The organism is Streptomyces lomondensis (assembly GCF_014651035.1).
In the GTDB taxonomy this organism is placed as follows: Bacteria; Actinomycetota; Actinomycetes; order Streptomycetales; family Streptomycetaceae; genus Streptomyces; species Streptomyces lomondensis.
In genome coordinates this window covers 269,231-293,066 of record NZ_BMWC01000005.1, presented here as the reverse complement: position 1 = coordinate 293,066, position 23,836 = coordinate 269,231, and the positions used below count along the sequence as shown (strand labels likewise).

The following is a 23,836-nucleotide window of genomic DNA, read 5'->3' as shown; positions in this document are numbered from 1 at the left end:
CTCAACTGCCCTGCTCGATCAGCTGGTTGGCCTTGGACTGCGCCTCCTCGAGAGCGTCCGCGGCACTCTTCTTGCCCTGCATGGCCAGCTGGATCTGGGCCGAGATGGCGTTCAGCTCGCCCGGCGTCAGCGCGATCTCGTCGGCCGTGGCGGTCTTGCGGTCACTGGCGACGATCTTGCGGGCCTCGGCGAAGGGGTCGTCGCCCTTGACCGACTGGAAGAACGGGTCGTTCAGGGAGGCCGTGGTGGAGGGGAAGATGACGACGTTCGGGTCCTTCGCCCACTCCAGCTGGTTCTCGGCGTTGGTCAGGAACTGCGCGAAGGCCAGTGCCGTCGCGGCGTTCTTGCTGGTGGAGGCGACGGCGATGTACTGCGGGGCGCCGACGGTGTGGCCGAGGGCGTCCAGCATGTAGCGGGCCACGCCGGTCTTCTTGTAGACGCTCGGGTTGTTCTGCTGGATGAACCGCAGGAAGTTGGGGTTGGTGGGCCCGTAGACCAGCTTGCCCTGGCCGTAGACGTTGGCCGGGTCCTGCGTGGAGGACAGCGAGTCCCGGGGCATGCCGCCGGCCTTGTAGAGCTTCGTCATCGCCTCGACCCACTGGACCGTCTTCGGGTCGTCGGCGAAGGTGAACTTCTTGCCGTCCTCGGACAGGACCTTGATGCCCATCTGCTGCCAGTCGGCCGGGATGCGCAGCTGCGGGTTGGCGAGGAACGCGTAGTACTTACCGCCGGAGACCTTGGCTATCTTCTCCGCGTCGTCGAAGAGCCCGAGGACGGTCGTCGGAGGTTTCGCCGGGTCCAGGCCCGCCTTCTTCATCAGGTCGGTGTTGAAGGTCTGCACGATGCCGCCGGAGTACCAGGGCAGCACGCTGTGCACCTTCTTGCCGTCCGCGTCGGCGTACATGCTCGACTTCCACAACGCGGGCACGAACGGCTTGCCCGCGTCCGGCGCCTTGTCGTCCAGGTTCAGCAGGTAGCCGTTCTTCGTCAGCGCCACCGCCGTGTTGACGTTGATGTTCACCACGTCCGGCAGCGTGCAGCCCTGCGCGTCGGCGACCAGGCGCTGGGTGAAGGTGGCGTCGCCCGGGTCGTCGATCCAGTTGACCGTGGTGCCGGGGTGAGCCCGCTCGAAGGCGTCGATGACGCCGTTGAAGTACTTCCCGAAGTCCTTCTTCAGGTTGGTGGTCTGGAAGGTGATCTTCCCCTTGACCTCGCCGGAGAGCTTGCCGGAACCGACGTTGCCCTTGTCGACCTTGCAGCCGCCGGCCGTGGCGTCGCCGCCGTCGGAGCCGCCGCCGGACAGGCCGCAGCCGGCTGCCGTCAGCGTCAGGACGACCAGACAGGTCAGGGATCCGGTGAGTCTTCTTGCGCGCATTGCTGCCCTCCTGGGACCAGTCGGTGCTGGCTCAAATCACCAAGTTGGACTTCGATTGATGAAAAGGTGGACCAGAATTCATCGGAGGTCAATGGTTTGCCGTGTTGCTGTTCGGTTGCGTACGGCGATCAGTGACGGTGTTCGTGGTCCTGGTGGGTGGGGTCGCCGGGGTGTTCGTGGCCTTCGGCGTACTCGACGTCGGCTCGGGCTTCGTCCAGCCAGTCGAAGAACGCGCGGCGGGCCGCTGCCTGCCGGAGTTCTTGGGTGATGCCGTTGCGGACCTGCTCGTACGGCTGGATGTCCGCGGGTTCGGCGTAGGGGTCCGCGCCTCTGCGTAGCGCCTCGGGCGTGAGGAAGCGGTCCCGGTTGCGGTCGTAGTAGTCCCGTACGGCCGTTTCGGGGATGTGCTGTTCGTGTTCCAGGGCGGCGAGGAGGGCTCGGGCGGCGGGGGAGTGGGCGAGGGCTGCCGCGACGATGCTGCCGAGGTCTGCGACGTCGGTTTCGGGGATGGTGAGGAGTTGCATCGGCAGGACGTCGTCCGGTGGGGCGAGGCCCCGTTCCGCGCAGGTGCGGAGGGCTAGTTCGTGGATGAGGACGATCTGGGTTGCCCAGCGCCGTTGTTGGCGGTGTCGTCTTGCTTGTGCGGCTGCTTCGTGGCTGGTCGCGCAGTTCCCCGCGCCCCTAGGGGAACTGGCGCTCAGGAACGTGTCCACGTGCTGCTTCGGGATCGGGGAGCCCTTGACGTGTGCCGCGTAGTCCGGCCTCATGGCGTCACCTCCAGCTCCACGGCCCTCGTGTACGCCACGCAGCCGTGCCAGGCGAGCTTTGCCATCAGCCAGTACGAACCCGGTGGGATCGCGGCGCCGTCCACCTCGATCGCGGACTCCAGCTGTTCCCCGCCGGGCACCGTGAAGCCCTGGCAGCCTGGTGTGACGCCGGGCCAGGTGCCCCAGGAGGAGACGGCCCACAGGGTGCCGTTGACGGGGCCGTGGGTGGTGTTGCGCAGGGTCACGGGGATCCGGGCCCGTTCGCCCCGGCGGACGGACACACGGTCGGCTCCCAGGTCCGCCACCAGTGAGGGGCCGGTGTGACCGGCCGGGACATCCAGGGCCACCACGTCCTCGTACGTCTGGCCGCCGTACGACAGCCGTGCGGCGAGCCAGTGGCGGCCGGGCGTCGCGTCCGGGGGCGGGGTCACCGTGATGTCCGTGAGGGTGAAGCCGCCGGGGGCGAGGGCGTAGGGGAGTGCGGCGGGTTCGGCGGTCCAACCGGGGGGTGTCTCGAAGGTCACCGTGCCGGACGTCGGTGCGTCGGTCAGCTCCGAGGAGACCCGGACCGTCGCGGTGACGGGGCCGTCGGCGGTGAGGGTGGTGGGGGAGAGGTACACGGCGACCGGCATGTTGCCGCGTGGGGCGGGGCCGGAGTTGTGCAGCCAGTAGCGGGTGGCGACCGGCTGGGCGGGCTCGTGGGCGTCGGTGCCGGGGCCGGGCGCCCTCTCCGGCGCGTGGGCCGGGGTGGCGAGGACGGTGGTGACCTCGAAGCCGGTCAGGTCGACTGCGAGGCCACCGTCCTCGTCCGGGGCGAGTGGTTCCCCGGGCGTCTCCAGGACGTCGGCGCGGGCGCCCGCCGTCCAGGCCGCCGGTCCGGCCACCCGTGCCTTCGCGGGCCGGCCGGCGGCCTCGTGCACGCGGACCACGATGCCCTGCCCCGGATCCACGCCCGCCTCGCTGCCCCGGGCCAGCGGGGAGCCGGCCGGCTTGAGCGCGTCGAGGAGCACCTCGCCGGCGGGCTCCAGCCGCAGCAAGGCCGAGCTGCGGGGGAGGGAGCCGTCGGAGGAACGGCGGACCCGTGCCGTGAGCGGGTGGTTGTAGGCGTGCCCGGCCCGGGGCAGGCGGAGGTCGCGCCAGTCGCCGGTGCCCGCCACCACCGCGTACTCGAAGGTGTGCGACCAGCGCTGGAGCTGGAAGCCCGAGCCGTCCGGGGCGGTCCGGCGCGGTGGGTCGATCCAGATCCCGGACGGCCAGCCGGTGCAGGAGCGCATCAGGGACATGTAGAGGTCGCCGGAGGCGGTGACCACACAGCCGGGCGTGCCGCGGTTGAGGACGGCGAAGCTGCGCCCGTCCCAGGCGTCACCCGGCGGCAGTGCCTCGCCGCCGCCCGCGGCCGTGGCCGTCAGCGTGAAGTCGTCCAGGTCGGCGACGGTCGCGTCGACCGCCTTGGCGTCGTCCTCGGGGCGGGCGCCCGCCACCACCAGCAGCGGCAGCCGTTCCAGGTCGCGCAGGTCGGCCCCGGGGACCCACTCCTCGCGCAGGCAGGCGCGCGGCGCGACCCAGACGGCGGCCACGCCCCGCTCGGCGAGTTGGCGCTTGAGCTCCCGCCCGGCGGCCGGGTCCCAGCCGAGCGCCTCGGCGACCACGGCGTTGCGGTCGGGGCCGCCGACGGCGATCCGGATGTCCGGCAGGTTGGAGTCGACCTCCAGGTCGCCGTAGCGGGGGCCGCCCGCGATGGTCGAGGTCGCCGTGACCCCGGCGCGGACCAGGGCCGCCGCCAGCGGGGCGCCGAGGTCGCCCGCGCTGTCCCAGTCGGGGTAGACGAGTTCGGCGACGCCGATCGCGCGGTGCCCGAGGAGTGCGCCGGAGTCGTCGTGGACGGCGACGCGGGCGGTGGAGCCGAGGCCGAACCAGGTGTTCGCCGGGTTGTCGAGCGTCCACGGGAACCGCTCGCTGTCCACCTCCACGAACCCGAACCCGCGCCCGATCACCGCGTCCGCCACCTCGTGCACCGGCAGCCCGCCCCGCACGTCCGACGGCCACCGCACCCGGATCAGCCGGTCGGCGCCGTCGTATCCGTCGACGGTCGTGGTGACGTCGAGCCGGTCGACGCCCTGCCACAGGGTGAGCCGCTGGGTACAGCGGAAGAGGCCGAGGTCGGTGGTGACGGTGATCCGGGATCCGGCGGCGGAGTGCTCGGTGCGGACCTCGGCGGTCACGTCCCGGCTGCGGGCCGCCGTGGTGCCGGTCGGGGTGAGGTGCCAGGGGCCCTCGCCGAAGCGCGGATGCCTCGGGTACTCCTCCTGGACGACGATCTCGTTGCCGATGTCCCCGGGGCGCAGCAGCTCCCGGCCGCCCTCGGTGAGCGCCCGCAGACTGCTGACGCCGCCGCCGCGTGCCGGGTCGACCGTGACCTCGTAGAACTCGTTGCGGATGGTGAGGCCTTCGGCGGGTGTCCAGCCGGGGACGGTGCCCTCGGTGAGCGGGAGCGCCTTGAGGCCCATGCCGGGCGCCTCCGGGACGACGACATGGAGCCGGCCGTCCTCGCGGACCGCGGGGAGCCCGTCCGGCACGAGACCCGGGTCGTCGATCGTCAGTACGTCCTGCCGCGTCCAGGTCGCGGAGTTGAACACGACCAGGTCGGGTCCGTCGCCCGGGGCGACCTGGTCGGCCAGGGCCTGGGTCGCGTCGGCGTGCACGTTCACGGCCAGGTCGTGCAGCTCCCGCCAGCCGGTCATCAGGTCGATGTACACCTGGTCCGACTCGGAGCCGGTGATGGCGTCGTGGTGGGCGCCGTAGACGAGTTGCCGCCAGGCCTTGTCCAGGGCCGCGTCCGGATACGGGCGGCCGGTGACGAGCGAGGCGAGGGTCGCCCAGGCCTCGGCGTCGGCGAGGAGGGTCTCGCCGTACCGCTGGGCCTGCTTGGTGTCGATGTAGGAGACGTCCTTGCCCGTGTAGATCGGGTTCATGTCGCGGGTCTGCGGGGATGCCTTGCGGCCCTCCGCCTCCAGTTCCGCGCGGACGGCGGCGAAGAAGTCCCGGGGGATCGCGCTGATGAAGCGCGGCCAGACGTACCGGGCGTTCCAGTCGCGGTGGATGTCCATGACCCAGCGGCACGGCGGCGCGTAGTCCCCGCCCACCGGGAGGAGCACGTTGCGGGTGAGGGCGACCTGCTTGAGCCGCTGGAAGAGCTGGTACGCGGCGGCCTTAGCAGCGGGCAGGGTGGGCGCGTTGTCGATCGCCCAGCCGGCGCCGTAGTGGTTGACCATGTACGCGGTGAGCAGCCCGCGTCCCGAGGGGGCGATCCAGTCGAACTCGGCCGGGAACTGCATCCGGTTCGGGTCCCGGGGCTCCTCGCCGAACACCGACAGCGTCGGCCCCCACTGGTGGAACGGCCCGCGCGCCCACGAACTGGAGCTGACCCCCGCGTCCGCCATCAGCCCCGGGAACTGCGGGTCGTGCCCGAAGGCGTCCAGTTGCCAGGCCGTCTCCGGGGACGCCCCGATGATGCCGCGCTGGAAGCCGTCGCCGTACAGGGCGTTGCGGATGGTCGCCTCGGCGCCGGTGAGGTTGGTGTTGGGCTCGTTGTAGGTGCCGCCCATGATCTCCACGCGGCCGGTGCGGATCAGCTGCCGCAGGAAGGCGCGCTCCTCGGGGAAGGCGTCCCAGTAGGGCTTGAGGTAGTCGACCTCGGCGAGCACGAAGGTGTAGGCGGGGTCGCGGCGGGCCAGGTCGCAGTGGGCGCGGACGAGGCTCATGCCGGACTGGCCGCGCGAGTCGAAGGTCCGGGCCGGCAGTCCGCTGATGGCCGGGTCGTCGGCGACGTCCCAGGTCTCGGTGTAGGCGCCCTGGGTGTTCCACCAGACGGGGTCGTAGTGGAAGTGGCTGACCATGAACATGGTCCAGCCGGGCTCGGCCGCCGTGAACACGCCGGTGCGGGAGGTGCTCTCGTCCCCGTCGGTGGCGGTGACCGTGATCTCGCGGCGGTCGCCGGGGGCCAGGCCGTCCACGGTGACCGGTATCTCGGCGCGTGCCGTGCCGTCCTCGCCGGCCGTGGCCTCCGAGGTGCCGGAGAGGCCCTGGCCTTCGACGGTGAGCCGGACGGGGCGGCCCGGAGTGTGGCTCAGTTCGACGGCCACCACCTGGCGCGGCAGCTCGGTGGTCCCGGTGAAGAGCTCGGTCGACTCGACAGAGGTGACGCGCATGGGGCTCCTACGAGGTGCTCTGGGGGGAGCCCCATCCTGCACGGCAGGAGTGATTCAAACAACCACCTTCGCGTCAACTTGGTGGTTCATCCATGCACCCCCGGCCATGCTCCGGGCCGGCACCCGGCCGTGCTCACCGGGCCCGCCGCGACCTCACCGCATGCTGCCCGGCGATGTGGTCGGTCAGCGCCAGCGAGGCGCTCGCCCGCTGGTAGGAGAGCTGGGCGACCCGGACGTACAGGCAGTCGATGAGCACCAGCACGCTGTGCCGGGCGCCGATGCTGCCGGTGCGGAAGCTGGTCTCCGAGGACGAGGAGACGAGCCGGATGTCGGCGGCCCGGGCCAGTGGCGAGCGCGGGTCGGCCGTGATCGCGACGGTGGTGGCACCGCGCTCCTTGGCCAGCTCGAACGGCTCGATGGTCTCGCGCGTCACCCCCGAGTGGGAGATGCCGATCGCCACGTCCGCCGGTGTGAGCAGCGCGGCGGAGGTCGTCGCGGCGTGCACCTCGGTCCAGCCGCGCACCGCGCAGCCGATCCGGAACAGCCGGGTCTCGGTCTCCTGCGCCACGGCCCCGCTGCCGCCGACGCCGTAGACGTCGATCCGGCGGGCCCGGGCGATCGCCTGCGCCGCGCGCTCGACCGCGTCGAGGTCGATCCGGTCGATGGTCTGCTGCACCGCCCGCAGGTCCGCGGTGCCGACGACCTGCACGACCCGCTCCAGGCTGTCGTCGGGCGAGATGTCCGGGCCGATCTCGGCGGTGCCCCAGTCGGAGACCTCGCCGCGGCCGCGCTCCTGGGCCAGTTCGATCAGCAGGTGCTGGTAGGAGTCGAGCCCGATGGCGCGGCAGAAACGGGTCACCGTCGCCTGGGAGGTGCCGGTGCGGCGGCCCAGCTCGGCGGCCGAGCAGTGCGTGACGGCGGCCGGATCCTCCAGGATCAGCTCGCCGACCTTCCGCAGGGAGCCCGCCAGCCGGGGCAACTCGGTGCGGATCAGTGTCGTGACGTCCGTGGGAGGCATGGACAGAAGGTACCAGCCACCCTTTGGCGCGCGGATTGAATACCAGGACCCGATTGCCCGCGGGTCGTGGCGTGTGATTTATTGATTCACCGATGGAGAAGTATAGGGTGGTTCAATCCATCAGTGGGGAGTGTCGCGTGTCCGTCGAGTCTGTGAGCGCCCAGGGGTTCGCGCGGGAGAGCCTCGCCGTCCTCCAGAAGGTCGTCGAGTCCTCCCGGGACGACGTGGCCGCCGCCGCGGAGCTGGTCGCCGCCTGCGTGCGCTCCGACGGTGTCGTCCAGGCCTTCGGCACCGGCCACTCGCAGGCCCTCGTCCTGGAACTCGCCGGCCGCGCCGGCGGACTGGTCCCCACCAACCGCCTGAGCATCGCCGACCTCGTCCTCTACGGCGGTGAGGACCCGTCCGTCCTCGACGACCCGCTCCTGGAACGCCGGGCCGGGGTGGCCGCGCGGCTCTACGACCTCGCCGCCCCGCGCCCCGAGGACCTGTTCGTCGTCATCTCCAACTCCGGCGTCAACAGCGTCATCGTGGAGATGGCCCTGCACGCCAAGGAGCACGGCCACCGCGTCCTGGCCCTCACCTCCCTCGCCCACACCCGGGCCGTCCCCGCCGCCCATCCCAGCGGCCGGAAGCTGGCCGACATCGCCGACGTCGTCCTCGACAACGCGGCCCCGCGCGGCGACTCGCTGCTCGAACTGCCCGGCGGCGGCTCGGTCTGCGCCCTGTCCACCCTCACCGGCGTGATGCTGGTCCAGATGACGGTCGCCGAGGCGGCCGGCCGCCTCCTCGCTGCCGGCGAGCGCCCCCCGGTCTACGTCTCGGCCAACGTGCCCGGCGGTTTCGAGGGCAACCTGGAGCTGGAGAAGAAGTACGCGGGCCGGATCCGCCGCACGGCGAGCTGAGCCGGACCCGCCCGGACCGGACGGCCGGGGCCCCTCATCGGGCCCCGGCCGTTTCGTGTCACCCCACCAGTACGGGCCGTTTCGTGTCACCCCACCGGTACGGGCCGTTTCGTGTCACCCTCACCGGTACGGGCGTCAGCGCCGCGGCCAGCGGATAGGCGCCGGTCGTCAGCGGTGTCCCGACGGCACCGGACGCCGTGTCGACGGGGACCAGGGCGCCCGCGTCGGCCGTGGTGACGTACGCCGTGGAGCCGTTCCAGTCCAGGGCGACGTCGAAGGCGGACCTGCCGACCGTCACCTTCTCGCCCGGGGCGCCGGTGACGGTGTCGACGGGCGTGAGAGTGTCGCCGGTGCTCGGGCTGACCCGCAGCGTCCGGCCGTCCGGCGACAGGGCGAGACCGTAGGCCTGGCCGGTGACCAGGAGTGTCGGCTCGGTCTCCTGCGTGGCCGTGTCGATCGGCGTGACCGTGGAGCTGCCGGAGTTGGACACGTACACCCTCTTCCCGTCGGGCGCGGCGACGATGTTGAAGGGGCTCGGGCCCACGGGAATGGCGGTCCCGGCCTTGCGGGTGGCCAGGTCGACCGGCGTGACCGTGTTGCCCTTGATGTTGGGCACGTAGAGCGTCCGGCCGTCGGGCGTGATCGCCAGGTTTTCGGGCCCGTTGCCGACCCGGACGGGCGGGCCCGGGGTGAGGGAGGCCGTGTCGACGGGCTGGACCGTGCCGTCCCCGTAGTTGGCGACCCACAGGGTGCGGCCGTCCGGGGTGAGGGCGAGCCCGGCGGGGACCTTGCCGACCGGGACGGTGGCGGTGACCTTCCCCTGCGCCACGTCGATCACGCTGACGGTGTTCGAGCCCTGGTTGGCCGCGTAGGCGGTGCGCCCGTCGGCGCTGGTGATCACCTCGCCGGGGTTGGCGCCCACGGGGATGTCCGTGGTCTTCTTCGTGTCCAGGTCGATCGAACTGACGGACGCGCCACTGAAGTTGGCGGTCAGCGCTCTCGGGGTGCCGGTGCCGTCGGTGACCTGGACGGGCAGCGCGCGGTCCAGGACGCCGTCGCCCGACACCACGACGGAGCGCACTCCGCCGGACGCGCCGGCCGCGGCCGTCACGGTCACCGTCGCTGACGCGCTGCCCCCGGCCGGCACGTTCACCGTGCCCTGGGCGGGCGAGACGGTGACGCCGTCGGGGGCGGTCAGCCGCCACGCGACCGTCCGGGCGGCGGTGTCGGAGAAGGAGAGCGTCACCCGCGCGGAACCGCCCGGCTTCAGGCTGACGGACCCGGGCGCGAACGCGGCGTCCACTCCCGGGTCGGGTGCGTGCTCGGTCATCGCCGAGTAGAGGAACTGGTCCATCACGCCCGGGGCCACCTGCTGGGGTATCGCGTCCAGCTCCTTGCGCTGGGCCCTGAGCCGGTTCCAGTACGTGGTGACCGCGTCGGTGTCGCCCCGCTTGCCGGCGAGCAGCAGGTCCACGGCCGTCTGCCCGGCGGTGCCGTAGCGGCCCAGCTTGTCCAGCCAGGGCGCGGTCTCCGTGAGGAAGCCCGGGTTGTCCAGGCGGGCCCGGAGTGCGGCGGGCGTGGCCGCCATGTCGGTGAAGTAGGAGCGGAGCGCGGCGGCGGCGCGGTCGAGGCCGGAGTCCTCGTCGTAGGCCGTGCGGAACCTGGCGATGAGCGCGCTCAGCGTGGGGGACTCGGTCGGGTCGAGCTGGGACGAGTAGTTGTTCTCGGCGAAGATCCGCAGCCACTTGGCGGCGTCCGCGCCGGCGAGGTCGCGGACGGAGGCGAGGAAGGCGGCCCGCGGGTCGTAGGCGTCCGGGTTCCACAGATAGGCGGCGGAGGTGAACAGGGCGATTCGGCTCGCCTCGCCCTGCACCATCGGGTTGGCGGTCACCCCGGTCGCCGCCTTCGCCACGCCGGGCTCGCGGCCGGTGTAGGGGCCGAGCAGCAGGCGGCTGGTGACGTAGTCGTTCACCGGGTAGTTGTCCCAGACCAGGATCGGATGGCCGTAGACCTCGCGGGCCCGCGCGACCTGCTCGGCGGTGATGGCCGGGGCGATCACGCCGACGCCGGTCCACTCCACGACCACGGACTTGTCGAGCTTCTCCCGCAGCGCCTTCTTGTACGGGGAGTCGGCGAGGTCGGAGTACTCGGTGGGGACCATCTCCAGCGGCTCCAGCCCCGGGTGGCCGGCGGAGAAGTCCCGCCACACCCGGTTGAGCAGCTGGGCCTGGGCCGTGCCGGCGGCGCCGCCTCCCGTGCCGAACTCCCGCTCGTCGGCGGCGCAGTTCCATTTGGTGTAGCTGATGTCGTCCAGCGGGATCGCGAAGGAGCGCACCCCGATCGCGTACAGCGAGTCCAGCTTGCGCAGCAGGGCCTGGAGGTCGGTGTCCGAGGAGTAGCAGACGGACAGGCCGGGGGAGAGGGCGTAGGTGAAGCGGACGTGGTTGGCGGCGGCCCGGTCGGCCAGTTCCCTCAACCGCCCCAGTTCGGCGGGCGGGTACGCGTCGCGCCAGCGTTCGCGCAGGTACGGGTCGTCCTTGGGGGAGTAGACGTACACGTTCTGCTTGGTGCGGCCGTAGAAGTCGAGCTGCCTCAGGCGTTCGGCGTGCGACCAGGGGGTGCCGTAGAAGCCCTCGATCACTCCGCGCAGCGCGGCCGTGGGCCAGTCCCGGACGGTCACCTCGGGCACGGTCCGGGTGACCAGTCGGCGCAGGGTCTGGGCGGCGTAGAAGGTGCCGGTGCGGTCGGTGCCGGACAGGGCGAGGAGGGTCCGGCCGTCCCTGCGGCCGGCGGCGAGGACGTAGCCGCCGGAGGGCAGCCCGGCCGGGGACGGGGCCTTCAGGCGCTTCAGGGCGGCGGCCGTCGCGGCGTTCTCCTCCGGTCCGCCGAGGAAGACGGTGAAGCCGGTCCGCGCGGGCGGCTCGGCGACCGTGTCGATGCGCCGGGCCCCGGCGTCGCGCAGGACGGTCTCGACCACGCGCCGGGCCGACGGGTCGGTGCCGCGTCCCACGACCGCCACGACCCGGTCGGGGACCGTGAACCGGCCGGGCCCTGCGTGCAGGCTCTTCGGCTGCGGCCACACCTGGGGCAGGGCGCTCCTCGGGGGCTCGTCCGTGGCGGCGGGCGCGGGCGGCGCCTGTGTGAGGGTGAGCCCCAGGGCCAGTGGCAGGGCGGCGGCGAGGCGTCTGAAACGAGTGGCTGAGAACACGGTGCTCCTTCCGGGTGCCGCGGGCACGGGCCCGTGGCCAGAGAGGAAGAGGTGAATAGAGCCACCGAGTGATGCTAGAGATGCTGAATGGATCAATCAATGGGGCGTCATGTGCCTCCCGGGAGAGAGGCGCTGTCGCTCCGATCTTGTGATCGGCGTCACATCAGGACTAGGGTGAAATGACTTGGGTCTCCTTCCGGTGAGGGAAGTGATCCCGGTGACCGTCACCTGGGACGACATCGGCGGCCTCGTCGATGCCCATGAGCGTTTCCTGGCGGGCGCGCACGTCGACGCGGACGTACGGGGCCCGGTGCTGGACTCCTGGAAGCGGTGCCGGTCCGGCGGACTGGAACCGCACCAGCTGGTCCTGCCCTACACCCCCGACCTGACCCTCGAGGAACGCTTCCTGCGCGCGGCCGATCCCGTCCTCCAGGACCTCACCGTCTCGCTCGCCGACGTCGGCATGACGGTCGCCCTCTGCGACCCGCAGGGCCGCATGGTGCAGCGGCTCGGCGGCGGACGGCGGCTGCGCGAGAGGCTCGACGAGGTGAGCTTCGCCCCCGGCTTCGACGCCTCCGAACCCGTCGCCGGCACCAACGGGGTCGGCACCGCGCTGGCCGAACGAGGCGCCGTCTACGTGGCGGGCCGTGAGCACTTCGCCGACTGCCTGGCGCCGTTCGCCTGCGCGGGCGCGCCCGTGCGCGATCCCCTCAGCGGCCGGATCGAGGCCGTCCTCGACCTGACCTGCCTGCGCGGCGACGGCGACCCGGCCATGCTGCGGCTGGTCCGCGAGGCCGCCCGGGACATCGAGGCGCGGATGCTGGAGCAGGCCACGCAGCGCGAGCGGGCCCTGCTCGCCGCCTACCGCAGGGCCGGCGGCGATCCGGGCGGCTGGCCGAGGCAGCCCCAGGGCCGGGGACTCGACGACGGCGGCCCCGACCTCGGGCGGATCGACCTGGCCGTGCTGCGGGAGAAGGCCGAGGAACTCATCGCCTCACCGCACCTCACCCTCGACGAGGTCGCGCTCCCCGGAGGCCGGACCGCCACCCTGCTGCGCCGCCAGATCACCGGACCGGACGGAGAGACCGGCGTGGCGGTCGAGGCGCGGATCATCGGCGGCCCGCGCCTGCGGCACGTGCGGGACGGCCGGACGAGCGGCACGGGCGGCCTCGTGTCGTCGGCCGGATCCACCGGGCCCCTGCCGTTGGTGGCGCCGACCGGAACGGGCCCGCCGCCGGCGGCGTCCCCGACGACCGCCGCGCCCACCGCACCCGCCAGGCCCGCCCCGGCGACTGCCGCCGCCGTCCCGGCCCTCGTACCGGCACCCCCCGGTTCCGCCCCGCGGCCGATCCCGCACGTCACCGCGGACAGCGACGGCGAGGGCCGGCTCCTGCTGGTGGGCGAGCCGGGCGTGGGGCGGCTGGCCGTGCTGGCGCGCAGGCGGCTGGAGTTCCTGCACGACGCCGGGGTCCGCATCGGCACCACCCTCGACGTCACCCGCACCGCCGAGGAACTGGCGGAGGTCACCGTGCCCCGCTTCGCCGACTTCGCCGCCGTGGACCTGCCGGACCTGGTGCTGCGCGGCGAGGAACCGGGTCCGCTCGGCGCCGCCACCCCGCTGCGCCGGGTCGCGCTGGGCGCCCTGCACGAGGAGTCGCAGCTCTACGGTGTCGGCGAGGTGGTCGAGTACGTGCCGTCCACGCCGCAGGCCCGCAGCCTGGAGACCCGGCAGTCGGTGCTCGAACCCGTGCTGGCCGAGGCGCGCGGCTGGATCGCCCAGGACCCGCCACGGCTGGAACGGGTGCTGGACGTCGGCATCCACTCCCTGATCACGGTGCCGCTGCGGGCCCGGGGCACGACCCTCGGCGTGGTCAGCTTCTACCGCTCCGAGAAGCCCACCCCCTTCGAGGACGACGACCTCTACCTCGCCCAGGAACTGGTCGGCCGCGCCGCGATCTGCATCGACAACGCCCGCCGCTTCACCCGCGAGCACGACACCGCCCTCGCCCTCCAGCGCAGTCTGCTGCCCCGGGGCCGGCCCGAGCAGAGCGCCGTCGAGGTCGCCTACCGCTACCTGCCCGCGCAGGCCGGGGTGGGCGGCGACTGGTTCGACGTCATCCCGCTGTCCGGCGCCCGCGTGGCCCTGGTCGTCGGCGACGTCGTCGGCCACGGCCTGCACGCCGCCGCCACCATGGGCCGGCTGCGCACCGCCGTGCACAACTTCTGCTCCCTGGACCTGCCGCCCGACGACCTCCTCACCCACCTCGACGACCTGGTCGGACGCCTCGACCGGGGCGAGGGCTGGGCGGTGGAGAAGAACACCCCCGACTCCGGCATCGTCGGAGCCACCTGCCTCTACGCCGTCTACGACCCGGTGTCCCGGCGCTGCACCCTCACCCGCGCCGGGCACCCCGTCCCCGCGGTCGTCGGGCCGGACGGCGCCGTGGACTTCGTCGACCTGCCGTCCGGGCCGCCGCTCGGACTCGGCGGCATGCCGTTCGAGACGGCCGAGCTCGAACTGGCCGAGGGCAGCCAGCTGGTGCTGTACACCGACGGTCTCGTCGAGGACCGCATGCGGGACATCGACAGCGGCCTGGACCTGCTGCGGTCCGTCCTGGCCCGGGCCGACCGGGCGCCGGAGGAGACCTGCGAGGCGGTCCTGGACGCGCTGCTGCCGGCCCGCCCGAGCGACGACGTGGCCCTGCTGGTCGCCCGGACGCACGCGCTGGGGCCGGACCAGGTCGCCCAGTGGGACCTGCCGAGCGATCCGGCGGTGGTCTCCCGCTCCCGCGCGGCCGTCACCGAGCAGCTCGCCGCCTGGGGCCTGGACGACCTCGCCTTCACCACCGAACTGGTCGCCAGTGAACTCGTCACCAACGCCATCCGGCACGCGACCGGCCCCGTGCAACTGCGGCTGCTCCGCGACCGCGCGCTGATCTGCGAAGTCTCCGACGGCAGCAGCACCTCGCCCCGGCTGCGCCGCGCCCGCACCGAGGACGAGGGCGGCCGCGGTCTGTTCCTCGTCGCCCAGCTCACCGAGCGCTGGGGGACCCGCTACGCGCCCGACGGCAAGATCATCTGGACGGAGCAGCCGCTGCCGTGAGCCCTGCTTCGGCCGACCGGCGGATCGTTTCCGATCGTTTCCGTCCGGGCCGTTGACGCGGCCCGCGCCGCCTCACACACTGGCATGACTACGTAGTCATGCCGGGCCGTGCATCCGATGCTCTGGTGGTGACTACGTAGTCACCATCGTCATCGAGAGAGCCGGCCGGACCCCTGGGGGCGCCCATGACCACGAGCGGAGGCGAGGGCACCTCGGCCGCCGGTGGCCGGCGCCGCCGTGGACCCGGCATGACCGAGGTCGCCCGGGCCGCCGGGGTGTCGCAGAAGACCGTGTCGCGGGTCGTCAACGGGGAGCCTCATGTCAGCCCGGAGGTCCGCGACCGCGTCCTGCGGGCCATCCGCGAACTGGACTACCGTCCCAACACCGCGGCCCGCGCCCTGCTCCTCGGCCGCTACCGCCGCATCGGCGTGGTCTCGCTCGGCAGTACGCTCTACGGCCCGTCGACCCTGCTCATCGCCCTGGAGCGGGCCATGCGGCGGGCCGGGTACTCCGTGGCTCTGGCCACCACCCTGGAGGGGCAGCGCATCTCGGCGGCCGTGGACGCGCTGCTGGAACAGGGCGTGGACGGGATCGTGCTGTCCGAGCCCATCGACGACGGCACCCCGCTCAGGCTGAGCGCGGACGTGCCGGTGGTCAGCCTCGGCGAGGGCGTGGAGCTGACGCCGGGCACCAGTGCCGTGGTCGGCGCCGACGGCGTCGCGGCCGCCCGGATCGCCACCGAGCACCTGCTCTCCCTCGGCCACCGCACCGTCTGGCACCTCCCCGGGCCGCAGGACTGGTGGGCCGCACGCGACCGCCTGCGCGGCTGGCGCGAGGCCCTCGCCGCCGCCGGCGCACCCGAACCGCCCCTGCCGTCACCCGGCGACTGGAGCCCGGCCTCCGGATACGCCGCCGGGCGGCAGCTCGCCGGACTCTCCGACGTCACCGCCGTGTTCGCCGCCAACGACGACATGGCCATCGGCGCCCTGCGCGCCTTCGCCGACGCCGGCCGTGCCGTCCCCGGCGACGTGAGCGTCGTCGGCTACGACGACATCCCCGCCGCCGCCTACCTCTCCCCGCCGCTGACCACCGTCCGGCAGAACTTCGCCGCCGTCGCCGACCGCGCCGTCGACGTACTGATCGCCCTGATCGAGGGCCGCCCCGCACCGGCCGGACCGGCCGACCGGGCGGTCGAACTGACCGTGCGGGCCTCGACCGGGCCGGTACGCGAGCCCGGCCCCGCGCCCCACCCCGCCCCGGCCCCCTGACCGCTTCCGACCCCGACCTCGACCCCGCCACCCACCCGCCGACCGTCGGCGGTACGGCCGCCCCGGCACCCCGCCGCCGGCCCGAGCCGCCCTGCCCGCGTGCGCCGTCCGGGACCGCCGCCGCACGCGTTGCCCGCCCGTAGCCGCACCACGTGAGGAGTCACGTGTGTACACCCCACCACGCCCCTCCCCGCCGACCCGCCGCGCCCTGCTGCGCGGAGCCCTCGGCCTCGGCACGGCCGCCGCCCTCGCCGCCTGCGGCGACACCGACACCACGCCCCGCACCTCCGGCGACGTCACCCTCGCCCTGTGGACCCACGACCCGGGCTACGAGGCGTTCTTCGCCAAGGGCGTCCCGGCGGCCGACCGCGCCACCGACTTCCGCTACCACCTGAAGGTCACCCGCTCCGGGCCTTCGGACATCGTCACCAAGCTGCTCGCCCAGGCCGTCGCCGGACGCGGCACCCCCGACCTGGTGGGCTTCGAGATCGGCAGCTTCCCGCGCATGCTGCGCGGCGACATCGCCGAGCGGCTGCTGTACGACTTCACCCCCGACATCGAGGCCGTGCCCGGCCTCAAGGAGGACCTGCTGCCGGCCCGGACCGCCCCCTTCAGCCAGGACGGCAGCGTCTACGCCTTCGACTCCGACACCCCGATGGTCGTCTACTTCTACCGCGAGGACCTCTTCGCGAAGTACAGGCTCCCCGAACAGGCCGAGACCTGGGAGGAGTTCGCCGAGGCGGGCGCCCGGGCGCACCGCGACCACGGGGCCTCGATGTGCGTGGTCTCCACGGTGGGCAGCGACCCGGGCCAGGTCGTGCAGTCCTTCCAGATGCTGCTCTACCAGCGCGGTGGGGCGTTCTTCGACGCCGATGGGCAGCTGCTCCTCGACTCGCCGGAGGCCGAGGAGGTGCTGCGCTTCCTGTGCGAGGGGCTGCGCAGCGGCTTCGTCGTCGACGTCTCGGACTACTACGGGGCCGCCATGCAGACCGCGCTGAAGCAGGGCCGGGTCATCGGCCTGCCCATGGCCATCTGGTACAAGAACTACGGTCTGGTGGCCAACGTGCCCGAGCAGAAGGGCAGGTGGCGGGTGCGGGCGCTGCCGCGGTTCACGGGCGGGGGCGGGGTGACCGCGGCGGCGGGCGGCACCGGCTTCGGCGTCATCAAGGACAAGGCCAACACCCGTGCGGCCACGGAGTTCCTGTTCAGGACCTGGCTCACCCATGACGGCCAGGTCCGGCGCTTCACCGAGACCGGGTATCTGCCCACCCGGCGGTCGGTGTTCGACGACCCCCGACTGGGCGCGTACCGGGACGACTTCTGCGGTGGGCAGCGGCTCTTCCGGCTCTACCGCTCCCTGCTGCCGGATGTGCCGCCGTTCCATCAGAGTCCCGATCAGTCGATCCTCTACGACGTGCTCGGGGGGAACTTGCTGCGGGCGTATCACGGCGACCTGACCCCACGTCAGGCGCTGAAGCAGACAGCGGCCGATTTTCGTGATCAGGCCGGGCGGTAGTTCGTCTGCGGCGCCGTTGTGGCTGGGCGCGCCCACGCGGCGGAGCCGCACATCGATACAGCCCCGCGCCCCTTAGGGGCGCTGCCGAACCCAGCGGATCAGGAGGAACCCATCATGACCACCACCGTCGCCGGGCCGCCCGGCGCCGCCCGTGCGCACAGCACTCAGGGCCGGGAGGAACACCGCCCCCGCAAGGCCTGGGCGCCCTACCTCTTCATCTCGCCCTTCTATCTGCTCTACGTCCTGTTCATGCTCGTCCCGGTCGGTGTCTCGCTGTGGCTCAGTCTCACCGAGTGGGTCGGGCTCGGGACGCCGCACTGGGTGGGGCTGCGCAACTACCGGCTCCTCGCCACCGACATAAGCTTTCACCGGGCCCTCGGCAACACCGCCGTCTTCGTCCTGGTCGCGGTCTGCCTCGTCGTCCCGCTCGCCCTGCTGATCGCCCAGGGCCTCAACACCCGGGGCCTGCGCGTGCGCGACCTGTGGCGCACCGCCTACTTCGTGCCGATCGTGGTCTCCCCGATCCTGGTCGCGCTCATCTTCGGTCTGGTCTTCGACCGGCAGTTCGGCCTGGCGAACGCGGTGCTGCGCTCCCTGTTCGGCACCGGCGGCGTCGACTGGCTGGGCGATCCGGGCCTGGCCAAGGTGAGCATCGCCCTGGTCATGCTGTGGCGCTGGACCGGCTACCTCACCGTCTTCTTCCTCGCCGGGCTGCAGAACGTGCCCCGGGAGCTGTACGAGGCCGCCGCCCTCGACGGAGCCGGACGGCTGCACACCTTCACCACCGTCACCCTGCCGGCGCTCAAGCCGGTGACGGCGTTCGTCGTCGTCACGTCCTTCATCGGCGCGGCCCAGATCTTCGAGGAGCCCTACCTGCTGACCGGCGGCGGACCGGCCGAGTCCACCCTCTCGGTGACGATGTTCATCTACCGGGCCGCCTTCCAGCGCCAGCAGTTCGGCTACGCGGCGGCCGCCGCCGTCGTCCTCTTCGTCCTCGTCTTCGGCCTCAGCCGACTCGTCAACCGTCTCCTCGGCATCGGGAAGGCCGCCTCATGACACGCGCCCGGCTGCCCCTCTACGCCTTCCTCGCCCTGCTGTTCGCGGGCTTCCTAGCCCCGCTGGTGTGGGCGCTGAGCGGCTCGTTCAAACCGCGCGGCGACATCTTCGGCTACCCGCCGGAACTCGTCCCGGACCCCTTCACGCTCGACAACTACCGCACCCTGCTCACCGACCAGCCCTTCGGCCGCTGGTTCCTGATGAGCACAGTGGTCGCCGTCGTCGCCACCACCGTGTCCGTCTTCGTCTGCGCGCTCGCCGGCTACGGCTTCGCCAAGTTCCGCTTCGCCGGGAAGCGGCTGCTGTTCGACGTCATGTTCAGCTCGCTGTCGATCCCGTTCGCGGTGATCCTCGTGCCGCTGTTCGTGATCCTCGTCAAGACCGGCCTGGGCAGCCCCTGGTTCGCGCTGATCGTGCCCTGGGTGGCGCCCGCGTTCGGGATCTTCATGATGCAGCAGTACATCGTGCAGTCCGTCCCGGACTCGGTGCTGGAGGCCGCCCGGATCGACGGGGCGAGCGAGTTCGGCATCTTCCGGACCATCGTGCTGCCCCTGCTGCGGCCCTCGCTGGGCGCCCTGGCCGTCTGGCAGTTCCTGCAGAGCTACAACAGCTTCCTGTGGCCGCTGGTGCTGGTCTCCGACAGCTCCCAGTACACCCTGCCGCTGGGCCTGCAGACCCTGTTCGTGTCGGAGCAGCGGCAGTACGACCTCGTGCTCGCCGGAGCCGTCCTCGCCGTCCTGCCCGCCGTCGCCCTCTTCGTGCTGCTGCGCAAGCAGCTCCTCGAAGGCCTGTCCACGGGCGCCGTCAAGGGCTGACGTTCCCCCACCCGCCTGAAGGAGAAGCATGTTCGAGCTGCCCCGACGCGTCCTGTTCGGTGCCGCCTACTACCACGAGTACCAGCCCTACGACCGCCTCAAGGACGACCTCGACCTGATGGCCGAGGCCCGCTTCACGGTGATCCGCGTCGGGGAGTCCGTCTGGTCCACCTGGGAGCCCGAGAACGGCCGCTTCGACCTCGACTGGCTCCAGCCGGTGCTGGACGGCGCCCACGAGCGGGGCATCTCGGTGATCCTCGGGACGCCGACGTACGCGGTGCCGCCGTGGCTGGCCCGGCTGTACCCGGAGGTCACGGGGGAGACCCGCACGGGCGAGCGGCTCGGCTGGGGCGCCCGGCAGGAGGTCGACCTCACCCACCCGGCGTTCCGCTTCCACGCCGAGCGGATCATCCGCAGGATCACCGAACGGTACGCCGATCACCCCGCGGTCATCGGCTACCAGGTCGACAACGAGCCCGGCCTGCACCTGCTGCACAACCACGGCGTCTTCCAGCGCTTCGCCGACGAACTGCGCGCGCGGTACGGCGACGTGGAGACCCTCAACCGGGAATGGGGCCTGGTCTACTGGTCCCACCGGCTGTCCACCTGGGCCGACCTGTGGACCCCGGACGGCAACGCCCAGCCGCAGTACGACCTGGCGTGGCGGCGCTTCCAGGCCCGGCTCGTCACCGAGTTCATCACCTGGCAGGCAGACATCGTGCGCGAGTACGCCCGCCCCGGCCAGTTCGTCACCACCTGCATCTCCTACGACCGCCAGGGCGTCGAGGACGACCGCCTCACCGACCGCCTCGACGTCACCGCGGGCAACCCGTACTACACGATGCAGGACGCCCTCGCCCTCCCGGACACCGGCGGCGACGGCCAGAACTGGACGACGAACGGCACCTGGGCGCTGTACCGCAGCGCCGACCGCATGTACTCCTCACGCCAGGAGCCCTTCCTGGTGACGGAGACCAACGCGCAGGCCATCAGCGGCTCCTGGGACAACCGACCCGCCTACGACGGCCAGTGGCGCCAGGCCGCCTGGGCGCTGATCTCCCGCGGCGCGTCGATGATCGAGTACTGGCACTGGCACACCCTGCACTTCGGCGCCGAGACCTACTGGGGCGGCATCCTTCCCCACAACGGGCGCCCCGGCCGCGTCTACCGCGAACTGGCCGCGCTGGGAGCCGAGTTGGAGAAGGCCGGGGACCTCGTGTCGGCCCTCACGCCGGACGCCGACGTCGCCTTCCTGTACGACGGCCCCAGCAAGTGGGCGCTCCAGGGGCAGCCGCCGCTGGCCGACGCCGCCGGGGAGCCGGACGGGCGGTCGTACGAGAGGATCTTCGACGCCTTCTACCGGGGCGCCTTCGACGCGGGACTCCAGGCGCGCGTGCTGCACCCCGGGCAGCTGGCGGACGCCGAGCTGCCGCCCGTCCTGGTCGTCCCCGCCTACTACGCCGCCGACGACACCGTCCTCGACCGGCTGCGCGCCTACGCCGAGGCCGGCGGCCACCTCGTGCTCGGCCCCCGCACCGGCTACGGCGACACCGAGGCCCGGGCCCGCACCGACCTCCAGCCGGGGCGGCTGGCCGAGGCGGCCGGGGTGACGTACGACGAGTTCAGCAACCTGCGCGACCCGCTGCCCGTCACCGGCACGGACGCCCTTCCCCTCCCGGCCGACGCGCACGCGCTGCACTGGGCGGACGGGCTGCGGCCGCAGGGCGCCGAGACGCTGGCCGCGTACGTGCACCCGCACTTCGGGCGCTGGCCCGCGGTCACCGGCCACCGCCACGGTGCCGGGCGCATCACCTACGTCGGCACCGTGCCCGACCCGGTCTTCGCCCGGGCCCTGTTCGACCGGTACGCCCCCGACGGCGCCTGGCGCCCCGCCCACCCGAGCGTCACGGCCACCTCGGCGACCGCCCGGGACGGCCGCCGCGTCCGCTTCCTGCACAACTGGTCGTGGCAGGAGGTGTCCGTGCCGGTGCCCACGGCCCTGCGGGACGTGCTGTCGGACACCGTGTACGCCGACGCGGTACCGCTCGGCCCCTGGGACGTGAAGGTGCTCGGCGAGGACGCCGACTGGCGACCGTCCTTCTTCGTGTCGCCGGGCGTTGCCCGAGGGCTGACCCCCGCTCAGGCCACGGCCGCCGGCCGGTCCGCCGCCCGCAGGGACAGCGCCCGGCCGTAACGGCGCAGCAGGAGCAGGGCGGTCGCGGCGAGGCCGGTGAGCAGGCCGAGCCAGACGCCCAGGGTCTCCAGGCCGGCGAGGTGCCCGAGGAGCCAGGCGGCGGGCAGCCCGATCAGCCAGTAGCCGACGAGCGTGATCCGGAAGCCGCTCTTCGTGTCGTCGAGGCCGCGCAGCAGACCGACACCGATGTTCTGCGCGCAGTCGAAGAACTGGAGCACGGCGGCGACCAGCAGCAGGCCGGTGGCGATATCCGTCGCCGTGTGCCCCTCGGCCGCCGACGGGTCGATGAACGGGCGCAGTACCAGGCCGGGCACGGTCAGGTAGACGACCCCGACCACGGCCATCACGGCCGCGGCGCACGCCAGCGCGGTGTTCTTGATGCGCCGCGCGGCGGCGATCCGGTCCAGGGCGAGTTCCCTGCTGACGTTGAGGGACGCGGCGTGGGACAGTCCGACCGCGACCTGGAACACGATGTAGATGAGCTGGTTGACGGCGGTGTGCGCGGCCAGCGCCGCACTGCCGAACGTGCCGATCAGCAGGGCGACGACGGAGAAGAAGCCCGCCTCGGAGCCGTAGGTGGCGGCGATGGGCACGCCCAGGCCGGTCAGTCGGCGCAGGGTGGCCGGGCGGGCCTTCCAGAACCGGACGTCGAGGAGCGGGGCGAGCCGCGGGTCGCGGCGCGCGGAGGCGTACAGGGCCACACAGGTCAGCGCGTACACCAGCGAGGTGGCGAGTCCGATGCCGGGCAGGCCCAGCTTGGGCAGGCCCCAGGTGCCGTGGATGAAGACCCAGTTGAGGGCCGCGTTGACGGCGACCGACGCGATCGTGATCTGCAGCAGTGCCTGCGGGCGGCGCATGCCCACGGTGAACTGGCGTATCGCCTGGAACCACAGGCAGGGGACGAGGCCGGGGGCGAGGGCGAGCAGCAGCGGCCAGGCCGTGTCCACGACCTCGGGGTCCTGACCGAGGTAGGCCAGGGCGCGCCCGATCAGCAGGATGACCAGGGCGCCGGCGACCCCGGCCAGGGTGGCCAGCGCCAGCGCGGCGCGGACCAGGTCCCGGACCTCCTCGGCGGCCGCCTCGGTCAGCTCCTCCTCGTCGTCGTCGCGGGCGGAGGCCGCGGAGACCTGGTTGCCGACCGCGGTGACCAGGCCGACGCCCATGGTCCGCAGCTGGTTGAAGACGACCATCGCCAGGCCGCCGCCGGCCAGTGCCTCGGCGCCCATCAGGCCCATCATCACCGTGTCGGTGGTGGTGAGGGCGACCTGGGCGAGCTGGGTCAGGGCGAGCGGTACGGCCAGGGTCGCAAGGGCCCGGCTGTCCCGGAGCAGGGTGGTGAGCGGTGTCGGCATCTGAGGGGGTCTCGTCAGTTCTCGCGGAGTTTGGTCAGCAGCTCGTCGACCTCACGCTCGACGGCCGGGTCGATGAGGTTGCGCGCGTTCATCCAGTCGTCGTCGAAGACGGTGTCCATGTACTTCTCGCCTCCGTCGTTGACCAGGGCGACCATAGTCGTGCCCGGCGGCAGCGCCGACACGCGGGTCAGCGCCTCGTACACGACCCCGCCCGCCGAGCCGCCGATCAGCAGCCCGGTGCGGCGGGCGACCACCCGGGCGGTGGCGAACGCCTCCACGTCACCGACCTTCACGCCCTCGTCGATCAGGTCGAAGTCGACGAGCAGGCCGATCGTGGCGCCCTCGGGGGTGCCGGTGCCGGACTGGTAGTAGTCGTGCGCGGGCCCGCCGAAGGCGATGGACCCCTTCGGCTCGACGCCCACGATCCGCACGTCCGGCACGGTCTTCCGCAGCTCCCGCCCGGTCCCGCACAGCCCCCCGCCGGTGCCGACGGCACCGACCAGGACGTCGACGCGGCCCTCCAGGGCGGCGTCGAGCTCATGGGCCACGGCGTGGTAACCGACCGCGTTGGCGGGGTTGTTGTGCTGCTCGGTGAAGAAGGCGGTGTCGTCCTCGGCCGCCAGCTTCTCGGCGAACTCCTCGCGGGCGGCGGTCGCCAGCTCCTCGTCGCCCTCCTCGGCGACGTAGACGAGCTCGGCGCCCAGCGCCTTCATGCCGCGCAGCTTGTCGGCGCAGGCGTGGTGGTCGACGACCGCGGTGAAGGTGTAGCCGCGCTCGGCGGCGATGACGGCGAGGCCGAGCCCGGTGTTGCCGGAGGTCGACTCGACGATCCGGCCGCCCGGGGGCAGCGCGCCCCGCTCCTCGGCGTCCAGGACCATCTGCCGGGCCATGCGGATCTTCGCGGTGCCGGTCGGGTTGAACTGCTCCAGTTTCAGCAGCAGCCGGCTGCCCGTCTCGGTGCGGCACAGCTCGAACAGGGGCGTGTGGCCTATGAGGTCGGAGACGCGACTGACCACGGCGGGACGCGTGAGCGTCTTGTCCATCGGATGGCTCC

14 protein-coding genes are annotated in these 23,836 nt (G+C 72.6%); 7 read left to right on the top strand and 7 right to left on the bottom strand.

Features of this window, described 5'->3' with window-relative positions; translation table 11 throughout:
• Position 1: 1 nt before the first annotated feature.
• The 4 genes from IE255_RS19615 to IE255_RS19600 form a co-directional block, all read right to left on the bottom strand.
• Positions 2 to 1,375 carry an ABC transporter substrate-binding protein gene (locus IE255_RS19615; protein WP_190051615.1) on the bottom strand — a complete coding sequence of 458 codons (1,374 nt, stop codon included), beginning with the start codon at positions 1,373 to 1,375 and terminating at the stop codon, positions 2 to 4.
• Between the two features lie 128 nt (positions 1,376 to 1,503).
• Complete coding sequence (locus IE255_RS19610) at positions 1,504 to 2,142, bottom strand: peptidyl-prolyl cis-trans isomerase (RefSeq protein WP_190051614.1); 639 nt, start codon at positions 2,140 to 2,142, stop codon at positions 1,504 to 1,506.
• Positions 2,139 to 6,350: a glycoside hydrolase family 38 N-terminal domain-containing protein gene (locus IE255_RS19605; protein ID WP_190051613.1), complete on the bottom strand. Its 4,212-nt coding sequence runs from the start codon at positions 6,348 to 6,350 to the stop codon at positions 2,139 to 2,141. The genes IE255_RS19610 and IE255_RS19605 overlap by 4 nt, the downstream gene beginning before the upstream one ends.
• 133 nt (positions 6,351 to 6,483) lie before the next feature.
• Positions 6,484 to 7,368 carry a MurR/RpiR family transcriptional regulator gene (locus IE255_RS19600; protein ID WP_190051612.1) on the bottom strand — a complete coding sequence of 295 codons (885 nt, stop codon included), beginning with the start codon at positions 7,366 to 7,368 and terminating at the stop codon, positions 6,484 to 6,486.
• 137 nt (positions 7,369 to 7,505) lie between these two features.
• On the opposite strand from IE255_RS19600, the gene IE255_RS19595 reads away from it, so the two are divergent.
• Positions 7,506 to 8,270 carry a sugar isomerase domain-containing protein gene (locus IE255_RS19595; protein WP_190051611.1) on the top strand — a complete coding sequence of 255 codons (765 nt, stop codon included), beginning with the start codon at positions 7,506 to 7,508 and terminating at the stop codon, positions 8,268 to 8,270.
• Positions 8,271 to 8,328: 58 nt separating this feature from the next.
• Here IE255_RS19595 and IE255_RS19590 read toward each other — a convergent pair whose 3' ends face one another.
• On the bottom strand, positions 8,329 to 11,478 hold the full coding sequence (locus IE255_RS19590) for a beta-N-acetylglucosaminidase domain-containing protein (RefSeq protein WP_229906486.1): 3,150 nt from the start codon (positions 11,476 to 11,478) through the stop codon (positions 8,329 to 8,331).
• Positions 11,479 to 11,695: 217 nt separating this feature from the next.
• Here IE255_RS19590 and IE255_RS19585 point away from each other — a divergent pair, with 217 nt between their 5' ends.
• From IE255_RS19585 to IE255_RS19560, 6 genes are all read left to right on the top strand, one after another.
• The gene (locus IE255_RS19585) at positions 11,696 to 14,581 is read left to right on the top strand and encodes a SpoIIE family protein phosphatase (protein WP_229906485.1); all 2,886 of its coding nucleotides are present in this window, start codon (positions 11,696 to 11,698) and stop codon (positions 14,579 to 14,581) included.
• A 248-nt stretch (positions 14,582 to 14,829) separates the two neighbouring features.
• Positions 14,830 to 15,849, top strand: a complete 1,020-nt coding sequence (locus tag IE255_RS19580; protein ID WP_229906513.1) for a LacI family DNA-binding transcriptional regulator — start codon at positions 14,830 to 14,832, stop codon at positions 15,847 to 15,849.
• 166 nt (positions 15,850 to 16,015) lie between these two features.
• Complete coding sequence (locus IE255_RS19575) at positions 16,016 to 17,365, top strand: ABC transporter substrate-binding protein (protein ID WP_190051608.1); 1,350 nt, start codon at positions 16,016 to 16,018, stop codon at positions 17,363 to 17,365.
• A 114-nt stretch (positions 17,366 to 17,479) separates the two neighbouring features.
• Positions 17,480 to 18,421, top strand: coding sequence for a carbohydrate ABC transporter permease (locus IE255_RS19570; protein WP_190051607.1), 942 nt, complete (start codon positions 17,480 to 17,482; stop codon positions 18,419 to 18,421).
• Entirely contained in the window at positions 18,418 to 19,236 is an 819-nt protein-coding gene (locus IE255_RS19565) for a carbohydrate ABC transporter permease (RefSeq protein ID WP_190051606.1), read from the top strand. The genes IE255_RS19570 and IE255_RS19565 overlap by 4 nt, the downstream gene beginning before the upstream one ends.
• Positions 19,237 to 19,264: 28 nt before the next feature.
• Positions 19,265 to 21,430 (top strand): beta-galactosidase, encoded by a 2,166-nt coding sequence (locus IE255_RS19560; protein ID WP_229906484.1) that lies wholly within the window; start codon positions 19,265 to 19,267, stop codon positions 21,428 to 21,430.
• On the opposite strand, the gene IE255_RS19555 is transcribed toward IE255_RS19560, so the two are convergent.
• Both IE255_RS19555 and IE255_RS19550 read right to left on the bottom strand, forming a co-directional pair.
• Positions 21,376 to 22,782 carry an MATE family efflux transporter gene (locus tag IE255_RS19555; protein ID WP_190051605.1) on the bottom strand — a complete coding sequence of 469 codons (1,407 nt, stop codon included), beginning with the start codon at positions 22,780 to 22,782 and terminating at the stop codon, positions 21,376 to 21,378. The genes IE255_RS19560 and IE255_RS19555 overlap by 55 nt on opposite strands.
• A gap of 14 nt (positions 22,783 to 22,796) precedes the next feature.
• Positions 22,797 to 23,825 carry a cysteine synthase family protein gene (locus tag IE255_RS19550; RefSeq protein WP_190051604.1) on the bottom strand — a complete coding sequence of 343 codons (1,029 nt, stop codon included), beginning with the start codon at positions 23,823 to 23,825 and terminating at the stop codon, positions 22,797 to 22,799.
• Positions 23,826 to 23,836 lie beyond the last annotated feature (11 nt).